Annotated in this window: 11 protein-coding genes; 6 read left to right on the top strand and 5 right to left on the bottom strand. The window is 65.9% G+C overall.

Annotated features, from left to right (window positions below; translation table 11 throughout):
* Positions 1–144 precede the first annotated feature (144 nt).
* Complete coding sequence (locus RIdsm_RS04205) at positions 145–855, bottom strand: TetR/AcrR family transcriptional regulator (protein ID WP_057820582.1); 711 nt, start codon at positions 853–855, stop codon at positions 145–147.
* A 126-nt stretch (positions 856–981) separates the two neighbouring features.
* Here RIdsm_RS04205 and RIdsm_RS04200 point away from each other — a divergent pair, with 126 nt between their 5' ends.
* The 6 genes from RIdsm_RS04200 to RIdsm_RS04175 all read left to right on the top strand — a co-directional run bounded on the left by RIdsm_RS04200 (position 982) and on the right by RIdsm_RS04175 (position 7,173).
* Positions 982–1,866 carry a shikimate dehydrogenase gene (locus tag RIdsm_RS04200; protein WP_057820584.1) on the top strand — a complete coding sequence of 295 codons (885 nt, stop codon included), beginning with the start codon at positions 982–984 and terminating at the stop codon, positions 1,864–1,866.
* Positions 1,863–3,758: a bifunctional sugar phosphate isomerase/epimerase/4-hydroxyphenylpyruvate dioxygenase family protein gene (locus RIdsm_RS04195; protein ID WP_057820587.1), complete on the top strand. Its 1,896-nt coding sequence runs from the start codon at positions 1,863–1,865 to the stop codon at positions 3,756–3,758. The genes RIdsm_RS04200 and RIdsm_RS04195 overlap by 4 nt, the downstream gene beginning before the upstream one ends.
* Before the next feature lie 77 nt (positions 3,759–3,835).
* Complete coding sequence (dctP, locus tag RIdsm_RS04190) at positions 3,836–4,828, top strand: TRAP transporter substrate-binding protein DctP (protein ID WP_057820589.1); 993 nt, start codon at positions 3,836–3,838, stop codon at positions 4,826–4,828.
* Positions 4,829–4,900: 72 nt separating this feature from the next.
* Positions 4,901–5,425, top strand: coding sequence for a TRAP transporter small permease (locus RIdsm_RS04185; protein ID WP_057820591.1), 525 nt, complete (start codon positions 4,901–4,903; stop codon positions 5,423–5,425).
* Complete coding sequence (locus RIdsm_RS04180; RefSeq protein WP_057820593.1) at positions 5,422–6,717, top strand: TRAP transporter large permease; 1,296 nt, start codon at positions 5,422–5,424, stop codon at positions 6,715–6,717. The genes RIdsm_RS04185 and RIdsm_RS04180 overlap by 4 nt, the downstream gene beginning before the upstream one ends.
* Before the next feature lie 15 nt (positions 6,718–6,732).
* Positions 6,733–7,173 (top strand): type II 3-dehydroquinate dehydratase, encoded by a 441-nt coding sequence (locus tag RIdsm_RS04175; protein WP_057820595.1) that lies wholly within the window; start codon positions 6,733–6,735, stop codon positions 7,171–7,173.
* A gap of 4 nt (positions 7,174–7,177) precedes the next feature.
* Here RIdsm_RS04175 and RIdsm_RS04170 read toward each other — a convergent pair whose 3' ends face one another.
* The 4 genes from RIdsm_RS04170 to araD form a co-directional block, all read right to left on the bottom strand.
* Positions 7,178–7,864 (bottom strand): GntR family transcriptional regulator, encoded by a 687-nt coding sequence (locus RIdsm_RS04170; RefSeq protein WP_057820683.1) that lies wholly within the window; start codon positions 7,862–7,864, stop codon positions 7,178–7,180.
* Between the two features lie 137 nt (positions 7,865–8,001).
* Positions 8,002–9,516, bottom strand: a complete 1,515-nt coding sequence (locus RIdsm_RS04165; protein WP_057820597.1) for an aldehyde dehydrogenase (NADP(+)) — start codon at positions 9,514–9,516, stop codon at positions 8,002–8,004.
* A 51-nt stretch (positions 9,517–9,567) separates the two neighbouring features.
* The gene (locus RIdsm_RS04160; RefSeq protein ID WP_057820599.1) at positions 9,568–10,293 is read right to left on the bottom strand and encodes a ribonuclease activity regulator RraA; all 726 of its coding nucleotides are present in this window, start codon (positions 10,291–10,293) and stop codon (positions 9,568–9,570) included.
* 12 nt (positions 10,294–10,305) lie between these two features.
* On the bottom strand, positions 10,306–12,039 hold the full coding sequence (gene araD / locus RIdsm_RS04155; RefSeq protein ID WP_057820601.1) for an L-arabinonate dehydratase: 1,734 nt from the start codon (positions 12,037–12,039) through the stop codon (positions 10,306–10,308).
* Position 12,040: the final 1 nt, after the last annotated feature.

Genomic DNA, 12,040 nt, shown 5'->3' with positions numbered 1-12,040 from the left:
ATTCCGGACAGGCGCGTTCTGGAAAATGCAACACGGAGACGCGTTATGGCGGCGGTTTCGGCGGGACGTTCAGAGCCGAAAACCGAAGGCCTTTGCCGACGGCATGCACCGGCCCCCTGCCCTTGATGGTACCCAGATCAGCGGTCAGGCTTTGCGCGGGCTCTCCTCCTCGCCGGCCAGTCGTGAGCGGATGCCGTCGAGGGCCGACGGCCGGGCCGCCAGGGCGAGAATGCTGTCGACGACCTGCGCGCGCAGGCGCGCCTGGGACGTGTCGTCGAAGAGGTCGGGCCCGAAGATGGCCGAGAAGGTCGGGCGGTTCGAGACATTGAAGAAGCTCGCCGCGCTGATCTGCCAGTGCAGCGCGACGGGGTCGAGATCGGCGCGGAAGAGGCCGGCCTCCTGCCCGCGGCGGCAGATGTCCTCGAGCTTGTCGATGGCCGCGACGTTCATGTCGCGGATGACCCTGGAGGCGGCGAGATTCTCGCCGTTGTGGATGTTCTCGATCATCACCATGCGGATGAAATCGGGATTCTCGCGGTGGTGATCGAAAGTGAAGGCCACGAGGCGGGCCAGTGCCGCGTCGGGGGGCAGGTCGGCGAGATCGAGCGCCGCCTCGCCGTCGCGCACCTTCATGTAGGCGGCTTCCAGGGCCTTGGTGTAAAGGCCGAGCTTGTCGCCGAAATAGTAGTAGATCATCCGCTTCGAGGTCTGGGTCTGCGACGCGATGGTCTCGACCCGGGCGCCGGAAAGGCCCTTGGCCGCGAATTCCGAGAGGGCCACGGAGAGGATATCGCGCTGGACCGCTTCGGGATTCTGCCGCCAGCTTCGGCGCTCTGCGTCTGTCTTCGTTGCCATGCCGTCCCTCCCCGCGATGGGCTTAGCACAGTGGAAATGGACAAGTCAGTACATTTTCGCTTGACGAAATGTACCGTTCGGAACATTTTGCCCGGGAGAGTCGTGGAAGGGGAGGTCCACGCGCCGATGCACCTTGACCAGTCACAGGACGGACATGCGGAGACAGACCAGCCGATGGTACGGCTGGGCCTGGTCGGCCGTGGTATCCAGCTGTCGCGGACGCCGGCGATGCACGAGGCCGAGGCCGAGGCGCACGGGCTGCCTTGCACGTATGAGCTGCTCGATACCGATGCGGGGACCGAGGATGACCTTGCCGCGATATTGTCGCGGGCCGAGGCGGAAGGGTTTGCCGGGCTGAACGTGACTTACCCCTACAAGCAGGCGGTGATGGAGCATCTCGACCAAGTGTCGGACGCCGCCGGGCGGATCGGGGCGGTGAACACGGTCGTGTTCCGCGACGGCGGGCGGTTCGGGCACAACACCGATTTCTGGGGGTTCTCCGAAAGCGTGCGGCGCGGGCTGAAGGATGCGCCGATGGACCGGGTGCTGTTGCTGGGCGCCGGTGGCGCCGGGGCGGCGTTGGCGTTTGCGCTTGCCGACCTGGGGGTGAGCCGGCTGATGATTGCGGACACGCGGCCCGGGGCGGCCGAGGCGCTGGCCGAGGCTGTCGGCGGGCCGGCCGAGGTGGTTGAGGACGTGACGGAAGCGGTGCGGATTGCCGACGGAATCGTCAATGCAACCCCGGTGGGGATGGCAAAGCTGCCTGGCACGCCGATTCCCCCTGCCCTGCTGGAGCCGCGGCACTGGGTGGCCGATATCGTGTATTTCCCCCTGGAGACCGAGCTGCTGAAGGTTGCGCGGGACAGGGGGTGCCGGGTGCTGAGCGGGGCCGGCATGGCGGTGTTCCAGGCGGTGCGGGCGTTCGAGCTGTTCACCGGGCGCACGGCGGATGCCGACCGGATGCGGCAAACGTTTCAGCGGCTGGCGCCGCCCGAAGGGGAGCGCGCATGAAGACGGGGATCGCAACAGTTTCCATTTCCGGCAACCTCGAGGAGAAGATCGAGGCCATTGCCGCGGCCGGTTTCACGGGCATCGAGATTTTCGAGCAGGATTTCATCGCCGATATTCGCAGCCCCGCCGCGGTGGGCCGCCGTATTCGCGAGAGCGGTCTGGAGGTGATGCTGTTCCAGCCGTTCCGGGATTTCGAAGGGTTGCCCAAGGCGCTGCGCGCCAAGGCGTTCGAGCGTGCGGAGCGGAAGTTCGACGTGATGCAGGAGCTGGGCTGCGAGCTGATGCTGATCTGCTCGTCGGTACATCCGGAGGCGTTGGGCGGGATCGACCGGGCGGCGGCGGATTTCGCTGCGCTCGGCGAGCTGGCGGCGAAGCGCGGCCTGCGCGTGGGGTACGAGGCGCTGGCCTGGGGCCGGCATGTGAACGATCATCGCGACGCGTGGGAGATCGTGCGGCGGGCGGATCATCCGAATGTCGGCCTGATCCTCGACAGTTTTCACACGCTGGGCCGGGGGATCGACCCCGAGACCATCCGGCGGATCCCCGGTGACAAGATCTTTTTCGTGCAACTGGCCGATGCGCCGCTGATCGACATGGACCTGCTCTACTGGTCGCGGCACTTCCGGAACATGCCCGGAGAGGGCGACCTTGCCGTGACGGATTTCATGCGGGCGGTGATGGCGACGGGCTATGCCGGGCCGGTGAGCCTGGAGATTTTCAACGACCAGTTCCGGGGCGGCAGCCCCGAGACGATCGCGCGGGATGGATATCGGTCGCTGATCTCGCTGATGGACGAGGTGCGGCGGCAAGAGCCGGAGGCGGGCGTGCAGGACCTGCCCGCCCTGCCCGCGCCGGTGCCTGTGCGGGATACGGCCTTCATCGAGTTCGCCGCGCAGGGCGAGGGTCTGGAGAAGCTTGAGGGGCTGTTGTCGAGCCTCGGTTTCCGCCGCACCGGGCGGCATGTGTCGAAGGCGGTGACCCTGTGGCAGCAGGGCGATATCCGGATCGTCCTGAATGCCGAGACGACGGGCCATGCGGCCAATGCGTGGAACGTGCGGGGCACGACGATCTGTGACATCGGGCTGTCGGTCAGTTCGGCCGCCGATACGGTGACCCGGGCCGAGGCGCTGGGGGCGAAGCCGTTTTCGCAACCGCTGGGGCCCGGGGAAATGCCCATCCCGGCCATTCGCGGGCTGGGCGGCAGCGTGATGCATTTCATCGACGAAGGCGCGTTGTCGGATGTGTGGGACGTTGAGTTCCTGCCCGAGGGCGAGGCTGCGGCAGAGGCCGGGCTGACACGGGTCGATCATATCGCGCAGACGATGAGCTATGACGAAATGCTGTCATGGTCGCTGTTCTGGACCACGCTGTTCGACATGGAGAAGGCGCCGATGGTCGACGTGGTCGACCCCGACGGGCTGATCCGGAGCCGGGCGATTGCCGCGCCGGGCGGCGAGGTGCGGATCACGCTCAATGGGGCGGAGACGCACAAGACGCTGGCTGGCTCGTTCCTGGCCGAGGGGCTGGGGGCGACGATCCAGCACGTGGCGCTGGCGACGGAGGATATCTTTGCCACCGCCGAGGCGCTGAAGGCCAAGGGGTTCGAGGCGCTGCCGCTGTCGCCCAACTATTTCGACGACCTTGCGGCGCGGTTCGACCTTGCGCCGGAGATGCTGGAGAAGATGCGCGCCGCGAGCATCCTTTACGACGCGGATGAGCAGGGGGAGTTCTTCCAGCTCTATTCGAAACCATTCGCCGGGCAGATGTTCTTCGAGATCGTCGAGCGCCGCGGCGGATACGCCGGATACGGCGCGCCGAACGCGCCGTTCCGCATTGCCGCACTGAAGCGGTTGCAGCCGCCGAAAGGCATGCCAGCAATTCAGAAAACGTAGGACATTTTTGAAAATGTCCTATAAAACGCACTACGAGCCCACCGGTCCCCGGTGATTTCAACGAAGGGAGGAAACCAATGACCAACTTCAGCCGCCGCACCGCACTTGCGGTCGCGTTTTCCGCCACGGCCGCACTGGCCGTGCCGGGCACAGCCCTTGCGCAGGAGAAACCCACGCTACGTCTGTCCTCGGTCGTGTCGGATAACGACATCCGCGCCGAGGCATTCGCGAAGATCGCCGAGTCGGTGTCGGACACGTTCGACATGCAGGTGTTCAACGGCGCGACGCTTGTGGCGCAGGGCACCGAGATGACCGCCATCCAGCGCGGTAACCTCGAAATGGGGCTGATCGCGCCCCAGACCATTGCCGAGCAGATCCCGGAATGGTCGATCGTGACCTCGGCCTACCTGTTCAGCGATGCCGCGCATCTGGACGCGACCTTCGACAGCGATGTCGGCAAGCAACTGACCGACATGGCCGAGGAAGCGGGCATTCACGTGCTGGCGCCGGTCTATTTCGGCGCGCGGCAGGTGAACCTGGCGCCGGATATCGAGGTGAAGACGCCGGAAGACCTGAACGGGATCACCATGCGGATGCCGGGCGGCGACGCCTGGCAATTCCTGGGCGAGGCGATCGGTGCGAACCCGACGCCGCTGGCTTATGCGGAGGTGTATACGGCCCTGCAGACCGGGGCGATCGACGGGCAGGACAACCCGCTGCCCAACGACTACAACATGAAGTTCTACGAGGTGACGAGCCAGATCGTTCTGACCAGCCACCTGATCGGCTTCGACGTTCTGGCGATCAGCGCCGAGCTGTGGAACGAGCTTTCGGCGGAGCAGCAGGAGACCTTGCAGACCGCGGTGGACGAGGCGATCGCCGAGAGCACGCAGCGCCACCTCGACCGCGAGGCCGAGCTTGTGCAGTTCTTCAAGGATGAAGGGCTGAAGGTCTATGAGCCGGACCAGGATGCGTTCCGCGAGTATGCCCAGCAGAAATACTTGGAATCCGAGTTCGCTGCGAGCTGGCCGGATGGTATGCTGGACGCGATCAACGCGCTGGCCGACTAAGCGCCACATCTCAAACCAACCAAGGCGCCGGACCTGCGTAATACGCGGGCCCGGCGCCGCCGGGTGCAGAAATTGACCACGTCTTCCCGCCTTCTGAAACACGCGCGCCAGCTGGCCGACGCCGTGCCCGCCATCCTTCTGGCGGCGATGTTCGTCTGTTTCATCATCCAGGTCTTCATGCGCTACGTGATGGACAGCCCCGTGGGCTGGACCGTAGAGGTCTGCGTGATCGCCTGGCTGTGGATCCTGCTGTGGGGCCAGTCCGTATCGGCGACCGAGGCTGACGAGATCCGCTTCGATATCGTCTATGGCAGCGTCGGGCCTGAGGTGCGGCGCTGGTTCCGGATGATCTTTTCGGTCTTCCTCGTGGGGATCTACATGTGGTCCCTGCCCGCGCTGTGGGATTTCGTGACCTTCATGAAGATCCAGGAAACCTCTTACCTCGATATTCCGTTCAACTGGGTCTATTCCATCGCTCTGATCTTTTCGGTCGCGTCGATCCTGCGGTACCTTTGGATTCTCTGGACCGCGGCCAAGGGACAGGATGCGCCCGCCACCACTGCCGAGGCGGCAAGCCGCAAGGATGGCGTCGAATGAGCTGGGAATTCGGCGTAACCGTCGCCATGATCATCGCCACCGCGCTGGTCGGGCTGCCGATCGGGCATGCGATGCTGGCAAGTTCCGTGTTCTACCTGCTGTTGCAGGGGCAGGACATGTCGATAGCCTTCGAGCAGATGCTGACCGGGCTTTACGGGTCTTACGTGCTGCTGGCGATTCCGCTGTTCATTTTTGCCGCCGACCTGATGAATGTCGGCTCGCTTTCGGACAAGCTGCTGGATTTCTGCCGGGCGCTTGTGGGGCGGTTCCGGGGTGGCCTGGGGCATGTGAACGTGGTGTCCTCGCTGATCTTCTCGGGCATGTCCGGGTCGGCCATTGCCGATGCGGTGGGCATGGGCCGGATCATCATCAACCTGATGACGAAGGACGGGAAATATCCGGGCTCCTATGCCGGGGCGATCACCGCCGCCTCGGCAATCATCGGGCCGATCATTCCGCCGTCGATCCCGATGGTGCTGTTCGCGCTGGTGTCGGATACGTCGATCGGGTTCCTGTTCCTTGGCGGTGTGGCGCCCGGGCTGATCCTGGGCGTTCTGCTGATGGCCATGAACAGCTGGCAGGCGCGTATTCACAACTACCCGGTGGAAGAGCCGGTGCCGATGCGGGAGCTGCCCGGCATCACGCTCAGGGCCGTGCCGGCGCTGTTGATGCCGGTGATCCTGCTGGTGGGAATTTACGGAGGCGTGACCACGCCCACCGAGGCCGCCGCGCTGGCCGCGCTTTATGCCTTCATCGTGTCGACGGTGTTCTACCGCTCGGTGTCTTTGCGGAAGGCCTATGAAACGGTGCGGCAAAGCGCCAAGTCGACCGCCGGTGTGGGCTTCCTGATCGCGGGCGCGCTGGCGTTCAACTATGTCGTGACGATCGAGCAGGTTCCGAATGTCATCCGCGATTTCCTGGGCGATACGGAACTCACGCGCATCACCTTCCTGCTGATGGTCAACGCGCTGCTGCTGGTGCTGGGCTGCCTGCTCGAGGCGAACGCGATCCTGCTGGTGATCGTGCCGATCTTCCTGCCGACCGCCGTGGCACTCGGGGTGGACCCGGTGCATTTCGGGGTGATCGTGGTGGTGAACACGATGATCGGGCTGGCGACGCCGCCCTACGGGTTGCTGCTGTTCGTGGTCAGCTCGATCACCCGCTCGCCGATCCGCGAGACGATCCGGCATTTGCTGCCCTTTCTCGCGATCATGATCGGGGGGCTGGCGCTGATAACCTTCCTTGAAGACCTCGTGCTCTGGCTGCCGCGGCTTTACGGCTACAAGGGCTGACATACGGAGACCCAGATGACCGACACCATCCTTATCATCAACGGCCCCAACCTTGACATGCTGGGCACGCGGCAGCCCGAGGTCTATGGGCATGACACGCTTGACGATGTCGAGGCACTGTGCCGGCGGACGGCGGAGGACGAGGGCGTGGAGATCGATTTCCGGCAGAGCGACAGCGAGGCGGAGATCATGAAATGGATCAAGGAGGCGCGCGGGACGCGGGCCGGAATCCTGATCAACCCGGCGGGGTTCACCTCGACCTCGATCGCCATTCTCGACAGCCTGCTGATCTTCGAGGGGCCGATCATCGAGGTGCATATTTCGCCGCTGTTCCGGCGCGACGAGTTCCGGCACCTGTCCTATGTCTCGAAGGCGGCGACGGCCAAGATCGAGGGGTTCGGGATCAGGGGCTACGAGTTCGCGGTGCGCAAGCTGGCGGAGCTGGCGAGGGGCTGAGGGCTCAGCCGAAGCCGCCGCAGGACTTGATGTGCTCGACCCCGCTTTGAATGTGGCGGGTGAGCAGCTCGACCGCCTCGTCGGCGCGGCGTTCGATGACGAGGTCGCGCAGGGCGGCATGGTCGCGGAACACGCCCTCGCCACGGAAGTTCAGGGCCAGCATGTGGTAGCGCGCGAAGCGGTCGAAGACCGAGGCGTAGGTGCGCATCAGCACCGGCTGGCGGCAGGCCGAGATGGTGGCATTGTGAAACCCCCAGTCGCAGGCGACCCATTGCTCGACGGAGCGTTCGCCGCTTTCCATCAGCTGCTTCTCGAGCACCGAAAGCTTGTAATGGGCCGCGACGACGGCCGCTTCCCAGTCGAGATCCCCAAGGCGGATCGACTGGCGCAGGGCGTGGGATTCGAGAAGGGTGCGCAGCTCGGCGAGATCGTTGAGCTCGGCATCGCTGACCGTGGCGACGCGGAAACCGCGCTGGCCTTCTGCGGTGACCAGTTCCTCGACCGCCAGCCGGTTGAGGATTTCGCGCAGGGTCGTGACGCTGGCGCCGTAGACCTGCTTGAGATGGTCGAGCTTGAGCTTCTCGTCGGGCTTGAGTTGACCGTTGACGATATGCGAGCGGATGCGGCGATAGGCGTATTCGCCGATCGTGTCGCCCTCTCGTGGCTCGGTATTGAAGCGGATGTCTTCCATGAAGCCCATGTTGGTTTGCGCCCTGGCCTGTCAGTATCCGATGTGGCGGGCGGGCTGTCCACCTCGGGCGGGCTTGGGCGTGAAAAAGCCGGAGGCATGGCGCCCCCGGCTTCCTGGCTGCTCGTTTGTTTCTTGCCTCAGACGAGGTCTGCGGGAAGCACCGTCTCGGGGAGGTTCTGGTAGCAAACCGGCCGCAGGAAACGGCGGATCGACAGCGTGCCGACGCTGGTGGCGCCGAAATTGGTCGAGGCCGGGTAAGGGCCGCCATGCACCATGCTGTCGCACACCTCGACGCCGGTGGGGAAGCCGTTGGCGAGAAGCCGGCCGGCCTTGCGTTCGAGGATGGGCAGCAGCTCGCGCGCCGCGCCGGCGTCGCCGTCATCCATGTGGAGCGTGCAGGTGAGCTGGCCGCGCAGGCTGCTGGCGACCTGTTTCATCTGGTCCATGTCGGCGACGCGCACGATCAGGCCGAGGGGGCCGAAGACCTCTTCGCCGAGCGCCTCGTTTTCCAGCCAGGTCTGGCCGTCGGTCTCGTAGAGATAGGGCGTGGCGTTGCGCCGGTCGCAGGTGGAGGTGAGCACCTCCTGCACGCCTTTCGAGGCGGCGACGCGGTCGCGGCCGTCACGATAAGCCTTGGCGATACCGTCGGTCAGCATGACTTGCGGGCCGGTGGCGGCGAGGGTCTCTTTCGCGGCGTCGGTGAAGGCGTCGGCCTCGGGGCCGTCGACGACGATGGCGATGCCGGGGTTGGTGCAGAACTGGCCCGCGCCCATGGTGAGCGAGCCGGCCCAGCCTTCGCCGATGGAGGCGCCTCGGGCGGCGACGGCCTCGGGCAGCAGGAACATCGGGTTGACCGAGCCCAGCTCGCCGAAGAACGGGATGGGCTCGGGGCGTTGGGCGCAGAGGTCGAAGAGGGCGCGGCCACCCGCGAGGGAGCCGGTGAAGCCCACCGCCTTGATCAGCGGATGCTGCACGAGGGCCTGTCCGACCTGCCGGTTGCCGCCCTGCACGAGGCTGAAGGTGCCCTTGGGCATGTTGCACTTGCCGATGGCGGCGTGGATGGCCTCGGCCACGATCTCGCCGGTGCCGGGATGGGCGCCGTGGCCCTTGACCACGACCGGGCAGCCGGCGGCCAGCGCGGCGGCGGTGTCGCCCCCGGCGGTGGAGAAGGCGAGCGGGAAGTTCGACGCGCCGAAGACGGCGACCGGGCCGATGGGGCGCTGCATCATCCGCAGATCGGGGCGCGGCGCGGGGGCGCGGTCGGGCAGCGCCTCGTCATGGCGGCGGTCGAGGTAGTCGCCCTTGCGGATATGCTCGGCGAAGAGGCGGAGTTGGCCGGTGGTGCGGCCGCGCTCGCCTTGCAGGCGGGCCTCTGGCAGGCCGGATTCGGAGGTGCCGATCTCGGTGATCTCCTCGCCGCGCGCCTCGATCTCGTCGGCGATGGTGTCGAGGAAGGCGGCGCGTTCTTCCCGGGTGGTGTAACCGTAGGTCGTGAAGGCCGCTTCGGCGGCTTCCGCCGCCTGATCGACAAGGGTCGGGTTGCCCACCGAGAAGCTGTGCGCCTCGCCGCTGGCGGGCTCGGAGGTGAAGGTGGCATCCGTGGCGATCCACTCGCCGGCGATCAGGTGCTTGCCATGCGGTTTGAAGGTCATGCGGTGTCCTTTGGGGTTATTCGGTGGGTTGTTGCGGCGCGGCGCGGGCCGTTAGCGGCCGGTCTTCTTGCGCCACGCGTCGAATTTCTGCTGGTTCTCGTCCTTTGTGCAAGGGTAGAGCCCGATGATCGGCGCGCCACCCTCGACCTCTTCCAACACGAAATCCTCGAAAGTTTCCATCCCCGTGCATTCCTCGGCGATCTCGTCGGCGAGATGGGCGGGGATGACTATGACGCCGTCGCGGTCGCCCACCAGCACGTCACTGGGGAAGACGGCCGCGTCGCCGCAGGCGATGGGCACGTTGATGTCGAGCGCCTCGTGCAGGGTCAGGTTGGTGGGGGCCGAGGGTTTGGCGCAATAGGCCGGCATGGCCAGTTCGCCAATGCCGTGGGCGTCGCGGAAGCCGCCGTCGGAGACGATGCCCGCCGCCCCGCGCTTGGCCAGGCGGGTGACGAGGATCGAGCCGGCGGTGGCGGCGCGGGCGTCCTTGCGGGCGTCCATCACCAGCACGTGGCCCTCGGGGCAGTTTTCGACCGCGACGCGCTGGGGGTGGTCGGAGTTGCGGAAGACGGTGATCGGGTTGCGGTCTTCGCGGGCGGGTATGTAGCGCAAGGTGAAGGCGGGGCCGACCATGTTCTCGTCCTTGGGGCTCACCGGCGTGACGCCCTGGATGAACTGGTTGCGCAGGCCGCGCTTGAAGAGGGCGGTGGCGATCGAGGCGGTCGAGACCTTTTTCAGCTTGGCGCGGGTGTCGTCGGAGAGCGTATGTTCGGTCATTGGGTCGGTCCTTCAGAAGATGTCGGGTTCGCCGGCGGTGCGGCCGAAATCGGATTGCAGGAAGTCGAAGTCGCAGCCCTGGTCGGCTTGGGTGACGTGTTGCAGGAACATCCAGCCGTAGCCGCGTTCGAACCGGGGTTCGGGGGGCGTGAGGGCCTTGCGGCGTGCGTCCAGTTCCGCTTCGTCGACCAGCATGTCGAGGCGGCGATTTGCCAGGTCGAGGCGCACGGTGTCGCCGGTTTTCAGAAGCGCCAGCGGCCCGCCGACATGGGCCTCGGGCGAAACGTGCAGGACGCAGGCGCCGTAGGAGGTGCCGGACATGCGGGCATCGGAGATGCGCAGCATGTCGCGGTGGCCCTGCTTGATCAGCGCCTTGGGAATGGGCAACATGCCCCATTCGGGGAAGCCCGGCCCGCCCTGCGGCCCGGCGTTGCGCAGGACCATGACGTGATCGGGGGTGATGTCGAGGGTTTCGTCATCGACGGCCTTCTTCATCTCGGGGTAGCTGTCGAAGACCAGCGCGGGGCCTTCGTGGTTGTAGAATTTCGGGTCACAGGCCGCCGGTTTGATGACGGCACCAGAGGGGCAGAGATTGCCCTTGAGGACCGCCAGCGAGCCCTCGTGGTAGACCGGATTCGAGAGCGGGCGGATCACGTCGTCATTATAGACCTCGGCGCCTTCGAGGTTCTCGCCCATCGACTTGCCGGTGACGGTGAGGGCCGAGGTATCCAGCATCTCCTCGATCTGTTTCATCAGCGCGCGGAGGCCGCCGGCGTAGTAGAAATCCTCCATCAGGTAGTCCTTGCCCGAGGGACGGACATTGGCGATGAGCGGCGTGGTGCGGCCCAGCCCGTCGAGGTCTTCGAGCTGCATGTTCACACCGGCGCGGCGAGCCATGGCGATGAGGTGGACGACCGCGTTGGTCGAGCAGCCGGTGGCCATGGCGACGATGGCGGCATTGCGGCAGGCCGCGTCGGTTATGATGCGGTCGGGGGTGAGGTCTTCCCATACCATGTCGACGATGCGCCGCCCGCAGGCCGCCGACATGCGCTGGTGCCCACTGTCGACCGCCGGGATCGACGAGGCGCCGGGAAGGGTGAGGCCCATGGCGTCGGCGATGGCGGTCATGGTCGATGCGGTGCCCATGGTCATGCAGGTGCCGGCCGAGCGCGCGATGCCGCCCTGCACGCCCAGCCATTCCTCATCCGAGATGTTGCCGGCGCGGCGTTCGTCCCAGTATTTCCAGGCGTCGGAACCGGAGCCGAGGATCTTGCCGGCGTAGTTGCCGCGCAGCATCGGCCCGGCGGGCAGGTAGATCATCGGCACGCCTGCCGAAATCGCCCCCATCACCAGCCCCGGCGTGGTCTTGTCGCAGCCGCCCATCAGCACCACGCCGTCAAGCGGATGCGAGCGGATCATCTCTTCCGTCTCCATCGCCAGCATGTTGCGGTAGAGCATCGAACTTGGCTTGGTGAAGCTTTCGTCGACCGATAGCGACGGCATCTCGACGCCGAAGCCGCCCGCCTGGGTGATGCCGCGTTTGACGTCTTTCACCCGTTCGCGGAAGTGGGAATGGCAGGTGTTGAGCTCGGACCATGTGTTCAGCACGCCGATCACCGGGCGGTCGCGGAAGTCTTCCTCGCCATAGCCCAGCTGCATCATTCGCGAGCGGTGGCCGAAGCTGCGCAGGTCGTCGGGGGCGAACCAGCGGGCCGAGCGCAGGGTCTTGGGGTCTTTCTTGGTCATC

Origin of the sequence: Roseovarius indicus, from assembly GCF_008728195.1 — a bacterium.
GTDB classification, from domain to species: Bacteria; Pseudomonadota; Alphaproteobacteria; order Rhodobacterales; family Rhodobacteraceae; genus Roseovarius; species Roseovarius indicus.
Note: the sequence above shows the minus strand (reverse complement) of the source record. Positions and strands in the feature narration are given on the sequence as shown.